The sequence below is a fragment of the Nocardioides sp. genome (assembly GCF_964229035.1).
Lineage (GTDB): Bacteria > Actinomycetota > Actinomycetes > Propionibacteriales > Nocardioidaceae > Nocardioides.
Genome location: NZ_CAXRAZ010000056.1, coordinates 1 through 15,074, shown reverse-complemented (window position 1 = coordinate 15,074; position 15,074 = coordinate 1). Strand labels below are relative to the sequence as shown.

Here is a 15,074-nt window from a genome sequence, read left to right as displayed (position 1 = left end):
GTCCGAGGGGGCCGTCGAGTCAGACGCGCTCGACGATCGTCGCGATGCCCATGCCGCCGCCGACACAGAGCGTGGCGAGGCCGCGGCGCAGGTCGCGACGCTCGAGCTCGTCGATGAGCGTGCCGAGGATCATCGCGCCGGTCGCACCCAGCGGGTGGCCCATGGCGATCGCACCGCCGTTGACGTTGGTGATCTCGTGGCTGATGCCCATGTCGCGCATGAAGCGCATGGCGACGGCGGCGAAGGCCTCGTTGATCTCGAACAGGTCGATGTCCTCGACACCCAGGCCGGCGACCGCGAGCGCCTTGCGGGCGGCCGGGGCGGGGCCGGTGAGCATGATGACGGGGTCGGCGCCCGACACAGCGGTGGCGATGATGCGCGCGCGGGGGGTGAGGCCGAGGTCCTTGCCGACCTGCTCGTTGCCGATGAGGGTGAGCGCGGCGCCGTCCACGATGCCCGAGGAGTTGCCGGCGTGGTGGACGTGGTTGATCTTCTCGAGCCAGTGGTACTTCTCGAGGGCGACGTCGTCGAAGCCGGCGTCCGCGCCGAGCTGGGCGAACGAGGGCTTGAGGCCGGCGAGGCCCTCGACGGAGGTGTCGGGGCGCACGGTCTCGTCGCGGTCGAGCACGGTGATGCCGTTGATGTCCTTGACGGGCACGAGGGCGCCGTCGAAGTAGCCGTTGGCCTGGGCCTTGGCGGCGCGGTGGTGCGACTCGGCGGCGTAGGCGTCGACGTCCTCGCGGTTCCAGCCCTCGACCGTGGCGATCAGGTCGGCGCCGATGCCCTGGGGCACGAAGCTCGAGCGGAAGGCGGTGGCGGGGTCCTGCGCCCAGGCGCCGCCGTCGGAGCCCATGGGCACGCGGCTCATCGACTCGACGCCGCCGGCCAGGATGAGGGTCTCGAACCCACCGCGCACGCGGCTGGCGGCCTGGTTGACGGCCTCCAGGCCCGAGGCGCAGAAGCGGTTGAGCTGCACACCGGCGACGGTGTCGGGGTAACCGGCGGCCAGCGCGGCCGTCTTGGCGATGTCGCCACCCTGGTCACCGACCGGGGACACGACGCCGAGGATGACGTCGTCCACGCGGTTGGTGTCGAGGCCCGGGTTGCGCTCCTTCACGGCGTCGAGCAGACCGACCGCCAGGTCGATCGGCTTGACCTCGTGGAGGCTGCCGTTGGCCTTGCCGCGACCCCGGGGGGTGCGGAGGTGGTCGTACACGAATGCTTCTGCCATGACCGTCCTTGTCCGTGACTGTTGCCGCCCGGCGCAGATCGGCCGGTGCGAGAGGCGCGCCGCGCGAGCGCAGCGGCGCAGGGAGGACCCCGGACTGATTGTGACACTATTGGTGTCATGGTCAAGAGCACGGGCCCGACGGATGGTCCGCCCGAGGGTGTGACGCGCGCGACATCGGCGCGCTCCGGCGCCTCCGGCCCCGCCCCCGTGGACGACGGCAGCGAGCTGCTCACGCTCGACGAGCTCACCCGCCGCACCGGCCTGAGCGTGCGCACCGTGCGCTTCTACACCGCCAAGGGCCTGGTGCCGCCGCCCATCCGCCGCGGCCGCTCGGGCTACTACTCCGCACTGCACCTCGCGTGGTTCGAGCTGGTCACCGAGCTGCAGGGCCACGGCTTCACCCTCTCGGCCATCGAGCGCTACGTCGACGGCATCCCCGACGAGGCCACGCCCGAGGACATCGCGCTGGCCCGCACGATGCTCGCGCCCTGGCAGGCCGACCTGCCGGTGGAGATGACCCACGAACAGCTCGAGACCCGCGCCGGGCGCGAGCTGAGCAGCGAGGACGTCGCGACGCTGCAGGCGCTCGGCGTCCTGCGGCTGCGCGGGGAGGCCTACCTCGTGGCGAGCAACCAGCTCGGCCTCGGCGTCCGCCTGCTCGAGCTCGGCTTTCCCCGCGAGGTGGCGGTGGCCGCGGCCGCGATCTACCAGGACCACGGCGAGCAGATGGCCAAGGAGCTGTTCGAGATGATCGCCGACCGGCTCGCCCCGCTGTACCGCGACGAGCGCTCGGCCCACTTCCGCGAGGTGATGGAGCGGCTCAAGCCGCTCTCGGTGGGTGGCCTCGTCACCGCCTACGAGGCAGCGATCGCGCGTGTCGCGCGGGTGCCCCGGGCGCGCCGACCGGAGGTCAGCGACCCGCAGTGAGCGCGCTCTGCGGCGCCGGCACGACGAGCTCGCGCCGCACCAAGAGCGCCCGACGCTCATCGCCCGACGCCGGCGACGCCGTGAGCAACACCTCGAGGTCGAGGGTGGCGTCGCGGACCTCGTCGTAGCCGAGGACGACGGTGCCGCCGAGACTGCCCGGGCCCCGGTCGGTGGCCCCGAGCCCCTCGACGTCTCCCCCGGCCTCGGCCTGCCCCAGCTCGACCTCGCGACCGCCCACCGTCACCGCCTGCACCTGCAGGCGGGTGACGTCGACGACCAGCCACGGACGCCCGGGGGGCGCCCATCCGCGCCCCGGCCAGTAGGGCGTCCACCCCGTGACGGCCAGGTCGCACGCCACGCGCGCCGTCGCGCGGGGCCCCGCACCGACCACCTGCCATCCGGTACCGGGACACGAGGGCGGGGCCGGACGGTCCGGGGTGAGCGCTGCCAGCGTGGAGCCGGCGCCCGTGGGCGCTTCGCCGGCCGCCGCCTGCTGCTCCCCGGCGTCGTAGCGGACGGTCACGGTGATCTCGCCTGCATCGGGCCGTCCTGGGAACACCGCATAGAAGGTGGTGTCGGCGACCGACGAGATTGAGCGGCCGGTGGCACCCACGCGGTAGGGCGAACCCAGCTCCCGACGCTCCCCCTGCGCCTCGAGGACGACGCTTGCCCGCCGAGGCGTGGCGGCGAGGAGCCCCGCCCACGGCATCCGGTCGACGGGCGGGGGTTCGACGTGCACGGGCACGAACGACGAGCCCGCGGGGGCGTCGCGACGACGGCCGTCGCGCACCAGGTCGGCGCGGAGGCTGGCCGTCGGCCTGCCGACGGTGACCGCGATCGGGCCGACCGGCAACGAGAAGCGGCTGGTGGCCCCGGACACCGACTCGGCTCCGCCGCCGATGACGGCGTCGGCGTCGACGGTGTCGTTGGTGTCGTTGGTGTCGTCGGAGCAGGCCGCTGCACCCGTCGCGAGGACGACCGCGGCCAACGTCCCGGCGAAGGCTCGCACCGCACCGATGACCCCGCTCGGGGCGCGCCCCGACGTCCGGTCGGGCTCGGCGGTATCGACTCTCGGCATGTGGCCTTTCCTCGCTCGATCCAGGCCCGCTCGGTCGGGCCTGCTCCTCGAAGGCTCCCCAGCGCGCCCGCGACGAATCATCCGACCCGGCGCCCGGGTACGCTGAGCGCCCTCGGGACCAATTCTCTATCGATCTGCTCGACAATTCGTCGGGCCCGTCCCCAGGAGTGCGTCCGATGCCCCACCTCCGGCCCGCCACCCGCGTCCTCGCCGCCCTCGCGGCCGCTGCCGCCCTCACCCTCAGCGGCTGCGGCTCGGACGACGGCGGCTCGTCGTCTGCGACCAGCGACGGCGAACTCGCCACGCTGACCCCGGGCAAGCTGACGATCGCCACCGGCGACCCCGCCTACTCGCCGTGGGTCGAGGACGACAAGCCCGAGTCGGGCAAGGGCTTCGAGGCCGCGGTCGCCTACGCCGTGGCCGACGAGCTCGGCTTCGACAAGGCCGACGTCACCTGGGTGCGCACCACCTTCGACGCCGCCATCGCGCCCGGCCCCAAGGACTTCGACTTCAACCTGCAGCAGTTCTCGATCACCGACGAGCGCAAGAAGGGCGTCGACTTCTCCTCGCCGTACTACACGACCGTGCCCGCGCTGGTGTCGGTCGAGGGCAGCAAGGGCGCCGACGCCACCGACCTGGCCGGCGTCAAGGACAGCCTGATCGGTGTCGCCACCGGCACCACCACCCTCAAGGCGGTGGAGGACCTGGTGAAGCCCAGCCAGAAGGTGAAGATCTTCAACTCCAACGAGGACGCCGTGCAGGCGCTGAAGAGCAAGCAGATCGACGTCCTCGCCGTCGACCTGCCCACCGCCTTCTACCTCGCGGCCGCCGAGCTCGACAACGGCAAGGTGATCGGCCAGCTCGACACCAGCGAGGGCGGCGACCAGTTCGGTCTCGTGCTGCCCAAGGGCTCCGACCTCACCGCCGCGGTGACCAAGGCCGTCGACACGCTCCGCGAGAACGGCACGCTCGACGAGCTCGCGCAGGAGTGGCTGGCCGACAAGGTCGACGCTCCGGTGCTCAAGTAGCGCTCGCGTCACCGATGTCACTGCTCACCCCACGGAGGGAGCCGGTCGACCGGCCGGCTCCCTCCGCCGTGGAGCTCGAGCGCCGCGCCTACCGGCGTCGCGCCCAGATCCGATCCGTGGTCGTCGGCACCGCCAGCACCCTGGCGTTCGCCGGCGCCGTCGTCCTCGCGCTGCGGTTGAGCCCGGGCTGGGAGGACGTGAAGTCGTCGTTCTTCGACGTCTCCATCGGCCTCGACGCCCTGCCGGCGATCCTCGACGGCCTCTGGCTCAACATCCGCGTGCTCGTCGTGGCCACGGTGGCCGTGGCCATCGTCGGCAGTGCCCTCGCGCTGGCGCGCACCCTGCGAGGCCCGGTGTTCGCGCCGGTGCGCCTCGCGGCGGCGGCCTACACCGACATCTTCCGCGGCATGCCGCTGCTGATCGTGCTCTACCTCGTGGGCTTCGGCGTGCCGGGGCTCAACCTCTTCGGCCGCGTGCCGGCGGAGGTGTGGGGCACCGTCGCGATCACGCTGACCTACTCCAGCTACGTGGCCGAGGTGCTGCGCGCCGGCATCGAGGCCGTGCATCCCTCGCAGCGCCTCGCCGCGCGCTCGCTCGGCCTCAGCCACGGTCGCACCATGCGGCTCGTGGTGCTGCCGCAGGCCGTGCGCAAGGTGACCCCCGCCCTGATGAACGACTTCGTCTCCATGCAGAAGGACGTCGGCCTCATCTCCATCCTCGGCGCGGTCGACGCCATCCGCAGCGCCCAGCGCGTGGTCACCGACACCTACAACTTCACGCCCTACGTGGTGGCCGGCCTGGTGTTCGTCGCGCTGTCGTGGCCTCTCATCAGAGTCAGCGACTGGCTCAGCGCCCGCGCCCGGGCGCGCGAGCAGATCGGGGGTGCGGTGTGAGCAGCGAGGCAGCGGCCGGGGCAGCGGCCACGAGACCCACCGCGCTGTCGGTGCGCGGCGTGCGCAAGTACTTCGGCGACCACGCCGTGCTGCAGGGCATCGACCTCGACGTGGCCGAGCACGAGGTCGTCGTCCTCATCGGGGCGTCGGGGTCGGGCAAGTCCACCCTGCTGCGCACCGTCAACCTCCTCGAGCCCGTGGACGACGGCCAGATCTTCCTGCGCGAGGACGACATCACCGACCCCCGCGCCGATCCCGACGCCGTGCGCGCCCGCATCGGCGTCGTCTTCCAGCACTACAACCTCTTCCCGCACCTGCGGGTGATCGACAACGTGACGCTCGCCAGCCGCAAGGTGTTCAAGGTGTCGAAGGCCGAGGCGGAGGCCAAGGGACTCGCACTGCTCGAGCGCATCGGACTCGCCGACAAGGCCCGCTCGTACCCCGACCGCCTCTCCGGCGGCCAGCAGCAGCGCGTCGCGATCGTGCGCGCCATCGCCACCGATCCCGAGCTGCTGCTGCTCGACGAGATCACCAGCGCCCTGGACCCCGTGCTCGTCGGCGAGGTGCTCGACCTCGTGCGCGACCTCAAGGAGGGCGGCTCGACGATCCTCATGGCCACCCACGAGATGGGCTTCGCCCGCCGCGTCGCCGACCGTGTCGTGTTCCTCGCGGGCGGCCGCATCGTCGAAGCCGGCACCCCCGAGCAGATCTTCAACGCGCCCGAGCACGCCGAGACGCGGGAGTTCCTCGCGCGCTTGCACCTGTAGGTCGGCTGCGGCGGCTCCAGGCGGGGCGCGGAAGGGTTGCGGTTTGGCGCCAATCCACGACATTTGCCGGTGAATCGTTGCGGTTTCCCACCAATCGACGCCCCTCGCCGGCGTCCCTCCGAGGACGGCGGACGCCCGCTCCCCGCGCGGACGCTGCGCGCCGACCTCGCTCGACCCCGCTCAGCCCAGCTCGGCCTGGACCGCCACTCCCCGCGCGATCAGCCCGTCGACGTCCTCGACGCCCCAGGCCGACAGCGCCTCGCGCGTGTGCGCGCCGGCGCCGGGGGCGGGCGGGTGCGACAGCGTGGCGGCGGTGCGGGAGAAGCGCGGGGCGGGCTGCGGCTGCAGCACCCCCTCGTGCTCGACGAAGATCTCGCGGGCCTTGATGTGCGGGTGGTCCTTGGCCTCGGTGAGCGTCAGGATCGGCGCGACGCAGGCGTCGGTGCCGTCGAAGATCGCACACCACTCCTCGCGCGTCCTGGTCTTGAAGGTCGTGGTGAGGAGCTCGCGCAGCTCGCCGGTCTTCTCGAGGTCCCAGCGGTCGGGTGCGACGTCCTTGATGCCGAGCAGCTCGAGGAAGAGGTCGTAGAACTGCGGCTCGAGAGCCCCCACCGACATGTGATGGCCGTCAGAGGTCTCGTAGATGTCGTAGTAGGGCGCGCCGCCGTCGAGCAGGTTGGCCGCCCGCTCCTCCTTGTAGCCGCCACCGGCGAGGAAGGCCGCGGTCATGGCGTTGAGGTTGGCGGTGCCGTCGACGATGGCGGCGTCCACGACCTGGCCCTGGCCGGACAGTCGGGCCTCGAGCACGGCGGCGAGGATGCCGATGACGAGGTAGGTGGAGCCGCCGCCGAAGTCGCCGACGAGGTTGCCCGGGAACTGCGGCTTGTCCTTGACCTGGCCGAGGCCGAAGAGCGTGCCGGTGATCGCGATGTAGTTCATGTCGTGCCCGGCGGCGTGCGCCCACGGTCCGTCCTGACCCCAGCCGGTCATCCGCCCGTAGACGAGCTTCGGGTTGCGCTCGAGGCACACCTCGGGCCCGAAGCCGAGACGCTCGGCCACCCCGGGGCGCATGCCCTCGACGAGGATGTCGGCCTGCGCGACCAGGTCGAGCACCGTGGCGACCGCGTCGGGGTCCTTGAGGTTCAGCGCCACGCTCGGCCGGCCGCGGTTGAGCAGGTCGTGCGAGCCGCCGGCGAGCATCTGCCCGCCCGGGCGCTCGATGCGGATCACGTCGGCGCCGAGGTCGGCGAGGATCATGCACGCGTGCGGGCCCGGGCCGATGCCGGCGATCTCGACGACCTTCAGGCCCTTCAGCGGCCCCGTGCCCTGCCCCAGTTCGAACGTCATGCGCCGATCATGGCATGACTGTGACAGTAGTGCTGTCATCGTCCGCGATGGGCGACGACTGGTCGACCGAAACTCGTGCTGGTCGGCTGAAGCTTCATGCGACCAGCACGAGATTCACCGGTTCACCGGTGAATCCCGACCCGGAGGCCGCGACCGGGGGGCGGAGCGACGACCGCTCAGCCGCGCTTGCCGGGGTTGACGATGCGCTGCACCTCGAAGTGCATGGGGTCGGTGTAGGCCCAGTCGCCGCCCCAGCCGAAGCCCCAGCGCTTGAAGATGGCGACGACGTTGCGGTCCATCTCACCGACGGTGCCGCGCTGGTTGCCGGGCACGTTGAAGTCGAGCGCCAGACCGAAGGAGTGGTTGGACAGGCTGGAGGAGCCGGCGATGAAGCGGGGGTAGTAGCACCCGGCGTACTCGCGGGGGTTGATCTTGTCGGCCAGCTTGCTCTGCACGACCTCGGAGAGCGCCGCGCGCAGCTGCGGGATCATGTACTTGTTGCAGGTGACCCGCCCGAGGATCGGCACGTCGGCGGTGACGATGTGCTCGCGCACCCATGCGGGGTCGGGGGCGATGCGGCCGCCGCCGATCGGGGTGTAGCGGAAGACGCCGACGGCGTCGCGGAAGGTGCCGACTGGCACGACGGTCTGGAAGGTGTCGAGGTCGATGCCGGCCTGGGCGACGATGTCGAGGGCGGTGATCGAGTAGGAGGTCTTGCCGACGGCCTTCTCGATGGCGGCGCGCACGGCCTGCGGCGAGGTGATGCCGGTGTTGATGAGCACGGCGTTGTTGCGGGGCAGGTCGAGCGCCGCGCCCCACTTGGCGTTGACCATGGCGTCGACGTTCTCGACCTCGGACGGCGACCACGCGCCCACGTGGATCCGCTCGCCGCCCACCTCGAGGAAGCCGTCGTCGCCGAGGGCGATGTCCTTCTGCAGACTGCGCGACACCGCGATCTCGCCGTCGGCGATGCGGTCCCACTGCTCCTGGAAGGCCGCACTGCGCCCACCGGTGAAGGCCCGGAACTTGCCGGGATCGACCGCGGCGATGTTGTAGAGCTTGTTCTCCAGGGGGGCCTGGCCGTAGGAGAAAGGCTGGTAGGCCGCGACCCCGCGCTTGCCGCGCACGGTGACGCCGACGATCTTCTTCATCGCCGCCGGGTCGATGGTCGAGTCGGCAACGACGAGGAGGTCGTCGCCGAAGAGCCGACCGGAGAACGGGCCCGGCTCGGGCACGGCGTTCTTCGTGGCGTCCTTGCCGCCGGTGGCGGCGGTGTCCTCCACCGAGGTCGTGGACGACGCACGGCTGGGGGTCTCGTCGGTGGTGGCGTCCCCGCCGCGCTCGGCGCCGCTGCACCCGGCGATCAGGGTCGCCGCCAATACGGCCGACAGCGCCGCTGCCTGCCGTACGCCTCGTCGCGCCCGGTGCATGATCCCCTCCCGGTCGCCGGCCTGCCCGACGACACCGTGCAACCGAGGGTAGTCGACACCCGGGACCGAAGCCCGGGCCTGGACATCATCACGGCCGATCACGACCGATCCGACCCGATCGGACGATGGTCCTGGTCCGAAATGACTACGTCGCTGGGGATGTCTCGGCGGACGACGCTCAGGCTGACGGGCCGGTGCTGCCGAGCACCTGACCTGCGATCCAGGCGATGTCGTCGCCGGTGCGGGCGGGCTCGCCGGAGGGCTGCATGATGTGGCTCAGCACCAGCCGCACCACCATGTCGATGCTCGCCTCGAGCCGCTCGGGAGGCAGCGACACGTCGTACTCGGCCACGCGCGCGGCCACCACCTGCTTGGCGCCCTCGAGCAGCGACTCGCTGTGGGTGGTGAGCAGGGGCAGCAGCTCGGTGTCGGCGCCGTGCGTGGCTGAGACCACGGCGTGCAGGAGCGCGTTGTCCTGGGCGTACTTCAGGACCCGGCGTGCGGAGTCGCGGATCGCGGCGACGAGGTCGCCGGGGTTCTCGTCGAAGGAGCGGGTGACGCCGGCGAGGAAGTTGTCGAGCTCGCGCAGGATCATCGCGCTGGCGAGGTCGGCCTTCGTGCCGATCTCGTTGTAGACCGTCTGCCGGCTCACCCCGACGTCGTCGGCGAGACGCGCCATCGTGACCTTCGCCCACCCGGACGTGGTGGTCAGGCGCACGGCCGCGTCGACGAGCCGGTCGTGCAGCGAGGAGGTGGCCACCCGCACGAGGGTAGCCACCTGCCTCGCCGTCATCGCGGGTGCCTCACCCCTCCAGGGTCAGCGCCAGCACCGGGCAGGCCTGCACCGCGGCGTAGACGTGCGCGCGGTCGCTCTCATCCGGGCTGTCATCGAGGACGACGACCTTCTCGGCGTCCTCGTCGACCTCGAAGTAGTCGTTGGCCATGGCCTCGCACATGCCGAGGCCCTCACACTTGTCGTAGTCGGCGACGATCTTCACGGTGCCTGCACCTTCTCGGGGTCGAACGGGACGAAGTCGATCTTCTCGCGCACACCGCAGTCGGGGCAGCACCAGCTGTCGGGGATGTCCGCCCAGGCGGTGCCTGCGGCGAAGCCCTCGTGCTCGTCGCCGGCGGCGACCTCGTAGGTGTAGGAGCAGCCGGGGCACTTCGCGGCGAGCACCTCGCCCTCGAAGGTCTGGGCGAAGAGGTCCTCGGTCTGCACCGCGTGCTCGGCCGGCGGCGGGAACTTGGCGAGGTACTTGGCCTCCTTGCCGGGCGCGATGTTGGCGAGGGTGACGTCGCCGTCGTAGTGGGCCACGACGCGCTTGTCCATCACCAGGCGCCACAGCGGCGGGATGAGGGCGAGGTCGATCATGCCGGCGTAGCCGGTGGGCAGCGCCGGGCTCTCCTTGAAGTCGCGCAGGGTCTGGTAGCGCCGCGTGGGGTTGGCGTGGTGGTCGCTGTGGCGCTGCAGGTGGTAGAGCAGCACGTTCGTGGCGATGTTGTTGGAGTTCCACGAGTGCATGGGCAGCACGCGCTCGTAGCGCTGCTTCTCGCCGACCTTCTGGCGCAGCATGCCGTAGTGCTCGAGGTAGTTGACGACCTCGAGCAGCGAGAACCCGACGACCATCTGGAGCAGCAGGTAGGGCAGGGTCTCGACGCCGAACGCGGCGATCACGACGCCGAAGAGCACCGCCGACATCACCCAGGCGTTGAGCACGTCGTTGCCGAGGTGGAACGGGTGGGTCTTCTTGCGGCGGTAGCGCTTGGCCTCGACCTCCCAGGCGCTCTTCAGCGAGCCCGACACGGTGCGGAACCAGAAGGTGTAGAAGTTCTCGCCGAGACGGCTGGAGGCGGGGTCCTCGGGGGTGGCGACGCGCACGTGGTGGCCACGGTTGTGCTCGATGTAGAAGTGGCCGTAGAAGGCGGGCGCGAGGGCGATCTTCGACAGCCAGCGCTCCACCGACTCCTTCTTGTGGCCGAGCTCGTGGGCGGTGTTGATGCCGATGCCCGAGATCATGCCGAGCGAGGTCGCGATGCCGATCTTGTCGAGCACGGAGAGGTCGAAGTCGCGCACGAGGTCGGCGCTCACGTTGGCGGCGATCCACTCACGCGCGCCGAAGAGGTCGGCCACGCCCTGGAGCGGGTTGCCGCCGGCGACCATGTACATCACGCCGAAGAAGGCGAGGTACTGCAGCGGCAGGTAGGCGAAGACCACCCAGCGGTAGTACTTGTCGTTCTCGAGCTCCTCGATCACGTCGTCCGGGGGGTTCGTGGGGTCGAGGCCGACCAGGAGGTCGAGCACCGGCACCACGCCGAAGACGATGATCGGGCCGATCCACAGCAGCGCGGACCAGCCGAGCAGCGCGTAGCTCACGAACGCGATGAGGCCGAGTCCGGGCACCACGAGCCCGATCAGCCACAGGTAGCGCTTCTTGTCCTTCCACTTCTCGGTGGAGCCCTCGGGGACGGTCTGGCCGATCGCCGCAGATCCGCTCATCTCTTCCTCACCTTCGTACGCCAGGGGGGCGCGCGGCGCCCATCGCTTGACATGAAGGTAGGACTTGTCAAGGAAATTGACAAGTGGTTATGACTTGTAAAGTGGCCGAGGTCACATCCGGGGGGACGACGCTCAGCCCGTCGTCACCGGCAGGTGTTCGAACCCGCGCAGCACACGGGTGGGCCGGCGTCGTCCGGGCCCGGCCAGGCGCAGGTCCGGGTGGCGCTCGTAGAGCCGTCGCAGCGCCACCGCCGCCTCGAGCCGGGCCAGGCTCGAGCCGAGGCAGAAGTGCACGCCGGCCGAGAACGACAGGTGCTGGTCGGCGTTGGGGCGGGCCACGTCGAAGCGGGCGGGGTCCTCGAACACCTGGGGATCGCGGTTGGCCCCGGCCAGGTAGAGCAGGACGCCGTGGCCCCGCGCGAAGCGGCGACCGGCCACCTCCGTCGTCCGCTGGGCGATGCGCATGGTCAGCTGCACCGGCGCCTGGAGGCGCAGCACCTCGTCGACGGCGTTGGGCCACAGGTCCGGCTCGGCGAGCAGGCGCTCGCGCTGGTCGGGGTGGGCGTCGAGCAGCGCGACGGCGTTGCCGATCAGGTTCACGGTGGTCTCGAAGCCCGCCGCCAGCACGAGCAGCCCGACCTGGTGCAGCTCGACCGGATCGAGGCGGTCGGGCCCCTCGACCTTCACGAGCTGGCTGAGCAGGTCGTCGCCGGGGTCGGCCCTCAGGCGCTCCACGTGGCCGCGGAACCAGGTGTGCAGCTCGCGCAGCGCCCGCTCGGCCCGGCGGAACTCCGCGAGCGTCAGGCCAGGGTCGAGGGTGACGGCCGCCTCGTTGCCCAGCACGAGCAGGCGGTCGCGATCGGCCTCCGGCACGCCGAGCAGGTCGGCGATCACGGTGACGGGCAGGCGCCCGGCGTACTCGGTGATGAGGTCGAAGCCGAGGCCGTCGTCCTCGCGGGGGCCGAGCGCGGCACGGCGCTCGATGTCGTCGAGCAGCCCGTCGGCGACCTCACCGACCCGGTCGCTCAACCGGCCGACCTTGCGGGCGGTGAAGGCCCGGGCCACCTGCTGGCGGTAGCGGGTGTGCTGGGGCGGGTCGACGGCGAGCATCGACGGCCGGTCGATCGGGCCGAGGGTGTCGTCGTCGCGGGTGCGCTGCAGCAGCCACTGCACGGGCGCCGGCAGCTGGCCGTCGGTGCCCGCCACCCCGAAGGCGTCGCTGCGCAGCACCTCGTTGCACACCGCGTGATCGACCGACCCCGACACGTACCGGTTGGCCGTGATGCGCCCGCGCGAGCGCAGCTCCTCGTAGGCGCCGAACGGGTCGGCCCGCAGTGCCGGATCGCTGACGAGTCGGCTGATCAGGTCGCCCGTGCGGGCGTTGCGCTCGATGAGCGCCTTCTGCAGGCCGTGAGCGAGCACCCATGAGGCGAGCGAGCGCGGCTGGTCGAGGGCGGCGCGCCACGGCAACAACCCGCGCGAGCCGGGCAGCGGGCGAGTGGTCGCGCGGGTGAGGACGACGGGTTCCACGGCGATGCGGCTCTCAGCTGCCGGTGGTCGGACCCGAGGCAGGGGGCAGCACGCCGTCGCCGCCGCCGAGACCGGACTGCGCCCGCTCGACCGAGCGGTGGATGAGCGACTCGAGGTCGAGTCCGGTGGAGGTCTTCAGCATCTGCAGGGTCTGCACGACGTTGTCGGTGACCTGCTTGGGCAGCGCGCCGGCACCGTCGGTCGAGAGCACGGTGAGCTGGTCGATCGCGGCGATCGGCGCGGCCACCTCCTTGGCGATCTGCGGCAGCACCTCGATGAGCATCTGGAGCACGGCGGCGTCGTTGTAGCCGGCGAAGGCGGCGGCCCTCTTGTCCATCGCCTCGGCCTCCGCCTGGCCGACGGCCAGCGTGGCGGCCGCCTGGGCCTCACCCTCGGCACGGACGGCCTCGGCCTCGGCGACGCGTCGGGCCTTCTCGGCCTCACCGCGCTTGGCTCCCTCGATCGCCTCGGCCTCGGCGAGCGCTGCCCGGCGCAGCTTCTCGGCCTCACCGGTGAGTCGGGCCTTCTCGGCGTCGGCCTCGGCCGCTGCGATCGTGGCGGCCTTGCGGGCCTCCGCGGCGGCGATCTCGGACGAGCGCCGCGCCTCGGCCTCCTGCTCGACGCGGTACCGCTCGGCGTCCGCGGGCTTGCGCACCTGGGTCTCGAGCTGCCGCTCGGTGAGGGCGGCCTGGCGCACGGCCACCTTCTCCTGCTCCAGCAGGATCGCCTGGTCGCGGTCGGCCTGCGCGAGCGGACCCGAGGCCGCCGCCTGCGCGGACGCGGCGTCGGTCTCGGCCTTGATCTCGGCCTGCTTGAGCGCGAGCGTGCGCTGGGCGACCGCGATCTCCTGCTCGGCGGCGATCTGCGCCTGCTCCGCGGCCTGGCGGGCGTTGGCCTCCGCGATGCGCGCCGCCTGGCTGGCGCGCGCGGCCTCGGGGCGGCCGAGGTCGGCGAGGTAGGTGCCGTCGTCGGTGACGTCCTGGATCTGGAAGGCGTCGAGGATGAGGCCCTGACCGGTGAGCGAGCTCTCCGACTCGTCGGCGACGCGCTGGGCGAAGGCGGCGCGGTCGCGGATGATCTGCTCGACGGTGAGGCCACCGACGATCGAGCGCAGCGCGCCCGCGAGCACCTCCTGCGTGAACGGCTCGATGTCGGCCTGCTGGCTCAGGAAGCGCTGCGCGGCCAGGCGGATCTGGTCGGCGTTGCCGCCGACCTTCACGATCGCGACGCCGTCCAGGTTGAGCTTGATGCCCTGGCCCGAGACCGCGCCGCGGATCTGCACCGAGATCCGCCGGCTGGAGAGGTCCATCGTGCCGAGCTTCTGCACGAACGGGACGACGAAGACGCCGCCGCCCAGCACGACCTTCTGACCCGACAGGTCGGTGGTGAGCTCGCCCGTCTCGGGATTGATCACCGCCTTGCCCTTGCGGCCGGTGACCACGAACGCCTGGTTCGGGCCGGCGACCTTGTAGCGGCTCGTGACCAGCAGGAGGAGCAGGACGAGGAGGACGACGATCCCGCCGACGGGGATCAGGACTTCAGGACTCACGGCGCTTCCTTCGCTGGGGGCACGGGCGGGGTGTGGGGTGGGTGACGGATCAGGAGGTGGACGCGGGCGGTCCGCCGAGTCCGGCATCGAGGCGCCACACCGGGGCGACGTTGACGGCGGTGGGCGAGACGACGCCGGTGACGTCGACGTCCGCGCCTGCCTCGACCGCAGCGGCGGATCGCGCGTTGAGCTGCAGGCTGTGACCGCCGACGACCACCCGGACGACGCCGTAGCCGTCACTCGGGATCGCGGTGACCACGCGGGCGGTGCGGCCGACGGCGTCGGCGACCGTGACGGTGCCGTCGCTCGGGCCGTCCTTGAGCACGCGCGTGAGCCACAGGGCGAGCCAGCCGACCGCGGCACCGCTGACGGCCCCCACGGTGAGCGCGAGCGGCAGGGGGAGACCGCCACCGTCGGCCGCCGCGGCGCCGAACCCGAACGCGGACACGAAACCGCCCACGGCGGCGGTCGAGATCCAGTCGGCCTCGAGGGCCGAGAGGGCGCCGTCCAGGAGGTCGCCGACGACGAGCGAGATCGCGATGACGGCGAGACCGAGCACGCCGAGCACCAGGAAGACGCCCATCGTCAGCTCCGATCCGCCGAGGTCAGGCCAGGCAGCCTAGCGACGACGCGCGTCCGGTGCAGCCTCGATAGGAGGGGGCGGGGGCGGACGGCGAGCGGGGCGCGGGCGCGGGGGCGGACGGCAAGCGGCCCGCTCAGCGCGGCCGCCGATGCGCCGATTGGTGGCAAACCGCAACGCCCAGCCCCGCAATGTTGCGGGGGGGCGCCCACCC

Annotated in this window: 14 protein-coding genes; 4 read left to right on the top strand and 10 right to left on the bottom strand. The window is 71.8% G+C overall.

Features of this window, described 5'->3' with window-relative positions; genetic code table 11:
- Positions 1 to 19: 19 nt before the first annotated feature.
- Entirely contained in the window at positions 20 to 1,231 is a 1,212-nt protein-coding gene (locus ACERUN_RS17045) for an acetyl-CoA C-acetyltransferase (protein ID WP_370291238.1), read from the bottom strand.
- 117 nt (positions 1,232 to 1,348) lie between these two features.
- Here ACERUN_RS17045 and ACERUN_RS17040 point away from each other — a divergent pair, with 117 nt between their 5' ends.
- Positions 1,349 to 2,158 carry a MerR family transcriptional regulator gene (locus ACERUN_RS17040; RefSeq protein ID WP_370291237.1) on the top strand — a complete coding sequence of 270 codons (810 nt, stop codon included), beginning with the start codon at positions 1,349 to 1,351 and terminating at the stop codon, positions 2,156 to 2,158.
- On the opposite strand, the gene ACERUN_RS17035 is transcribed toward ACERUN_RS17040, so the two are convergent.
- Positions 2,142 to 3,236, bottom strand: coding sequence for a hypothetical protein (locus ACERUN_RS17035; RefSeq protein WP_370291236.1), 1,095 nt, complete (start codon positions 3,234 to 3,236; stop codon positions 2,142 to 2,144). The genes ACERUN_RS17040 and ACERUN_RS17035 overlap by 17 nt on opposite strands.
- Positions 3,237 to 3,412: 176 nt before the next feature.
- On the opposite strand from ACERUN_RS17035, the gene ACERUN_RS17030 reads away from it, so the two are divergent.
- Genes ACERUN_RS17030 through ACERUN_RS17020 form a run of 3 tightly spaced genes read left to right on the top strand, consistent with a single transcriptional unit; the run spans position 3,413 to position 5,924 of the window.
- On the top strand, positions 3,413 to 4,264 hold the full coding sequence (locus tag ACERUN_RS17030; protein WP_370291235.1) for an ABC transporter substrate-binding protein: 852 nt from the start codon (positions 3,413 to 3,415) through the stop codon (positions 4,262 to 4,264).
- 14 nt (positions 4,265 to 4,278) lie between these two features.
- Positions 4,279 to 5,157, top strand: coding sequence for an amino acid ABC transporter permease (locus ACERUN_RS17025; RefSeq protein ID WP_370291234.1), 879 nt, complete (start codon positions 4,279 to 4,281; stop codon positions 5,155 to 5,157).
- Positions 5,154 to 5,924, top strand: coding sequence for an amino acid ABC transporter ATP-binding protein (locus tag ACERUN_RS17020; RefSeq protein WP_370291233.1), 771 nt, complete (start codon positions 5,154 to 5,156; stop codon positions 5,922 to 5,924). Before ACERUN_RS17025 ends, ACERUN_RS17020 begins: the two co-directional genes overlap by 4 nt.
- Positions 5,925 to 6,104: 180 nt before the next feature.
- Here the strand turns inward: ACERUN_RS17020 and ACERUN_RS17015 are convergent, their stop codons facing one another.
- The 8 genes from ACERUN_RS17015 to ACERUN_RS16980 form a co-directional block, all read right to left on the bottom strand.
- Complete coding sequence (locus ACERUN_RS17015) at positions 6,105 to 7,271, bottom strand: CaiB/BaiF CoA transferase family protein (protein WP_370291232.1); 1,167 nt, start codon at positions 7,269 to 7,271, stop codon at positions 6,105 to 6,107.
- A 176-nt stretch (positions 7,272 to 7,447) separates the two neighbouring features.
- Positions 7,448 to 8,701, bottom strand: a complete 1,254-nt coding sequence (locus ACERUN_RS17010; protein ID WP_370291231.1) for a M15 family metallopeptidase — start codon at positions 8,699 to 8,701, stop codon at positions 7,448 to 7,450.
- A gap of 178 nt (positions 8,702 to 8,879) precedes the next feature.
- Positions 8,880 to 9,461, bottom strand: coding sequence for a TetR family transcriptional regulator (locus ACERUN_RS17005; RefSeq protein WP_370291230.1), 582 nt, complete (start codon positions 9,459 to 9,461; stop codon positions 8,880 to 8,882).
- Between the two features lie 43 nt (positions 9,462 to 9,504).
- Positions 9,505 to 9,699: a ferredoxin gene (locus ACERUN_RS17000; protein WP_370291229.1), complete on the bottom strand. Its 195-nt coding sequence runs from the start codon at positions 9,697 to 9,699 to the stop codon at positions 9,505 to 9,507.
- On the bottom strand, positions 9,696 to 11,201 hold the full coding sequence (locus ACERUN_RS16995; RefSeq protein WP_370291228.1) for a fatty acid desaturase: 1,506 nt from the start codon (positions 11,199 to 11,201) through the stop codon (positions 9,696 to 9,698). Before ACERUN_RS16995 ends, ACERUN_RS17000 begins: the two co-directional genes overlap by 4 nt.
- A 132-nt stretch (positions 11,202 to 11,333) precedes the next feature.
- Entirely contained in the window at positions 11,334 to 12,731 is a 1,398-nt protein-coding gene (locus ACERUN_RS16990) for a cytochrome P450 (protein ID WP_370291227.1), read from the bottom strand.
- A 13-nt stretch (positions 12,732 to 12,744) separates the two neighbouring features.
- Positions 12,745 to 14,280, bottom strand: coding sequence for a flotillin family protein (locus ACERUN_RS16985; RefSeq protein WP_370291226.1), 1,536 nt, complete (start codon positions 14,278 to 14,280; stop codon positions 12,745 to 12,747).
- Positions 14,281 to 14,329: 49 nt separating this feature from the next.
- Positions 14,330 to 14,863 carry a hypothetical protein gene (locus ACERUN_RS16980; RefSeq protein WP_370291225.1) on the bottom strand — a complete coding sequence of 178 codons (534 nt, stop codon included), beginning with the start codon at positions 14,861 to 14,863 and terminating at the stop codon, positions 14,330 to 14,332.
- Positions 14,864 to 15,074 lie beyond the last annotated feature (211 nt).

Coding starts and splice junctions, on each gene's coding strand:
- ACERUN_RS17015 (WP_370291232.1), bottom strand. CDS start 7,271: ATGACGTTCGAACTGGGGCAGGGCACGGGGCCGCTGAAGGGCCTGAAG.
- ACERUN_RS17025 (WP_370291234.1), top strand. CDS start 4,279: ATGTCACTGCTCACCCCACGGAGGGAGCCGGTCGACCGGCCGGCTCCC.
- ACERUN_RS16995 (WP_370291228.1), bottom strand. CDS start 11,201: ATGAGCGGATCTGCGGCGATCGGCCAGACCGTCCCCGAGGGCTCCACC.
- ACERUN_RS17030 (WP_370291235.1), top strand. CDS start 3,413: ATGCCCCACCTCCGGCCCGCCACCCGCGTCCTCGCCGCCCTCGCGGCC.
- ACERUN_RS17010 (WP_370291231.1), bottom strand. CDS start 8,701: ATGCACCGGGCGCGACGAGGCGTACGGCAGGCAGCGGCGCTGTCGGCC.
- ACERUN_RS17035 (WP_370291236.1), bottom strand. CDS start 3,236: ATGCCGAGAGTCGATACCGCCGAGCCCGACCGGACGTCGGGGCGCGCC.
- ACERUN_RS16980 (WP_370291225.1), bottom strand. CDS start 14,863: ATGGGCGTCTTCCTGGTGCTCGGCGTGCTCGGTCTCGCCGTCATCGCG.
- ACERUN_RS17045 (WP_370291238.1), bottom strand. CDS start 1,231: ATGGCAGAAGCATTCGTGTACGACCACCTCCGCACCCCCCGGGGTCGC.
- ACERUN_RS17040 (WP_370291237.1), top strand. CDS start 1,349: ATGGTCAAGAGCACGGGCCCGACGGATGGTCCGCCCGAGGGTGTGACG.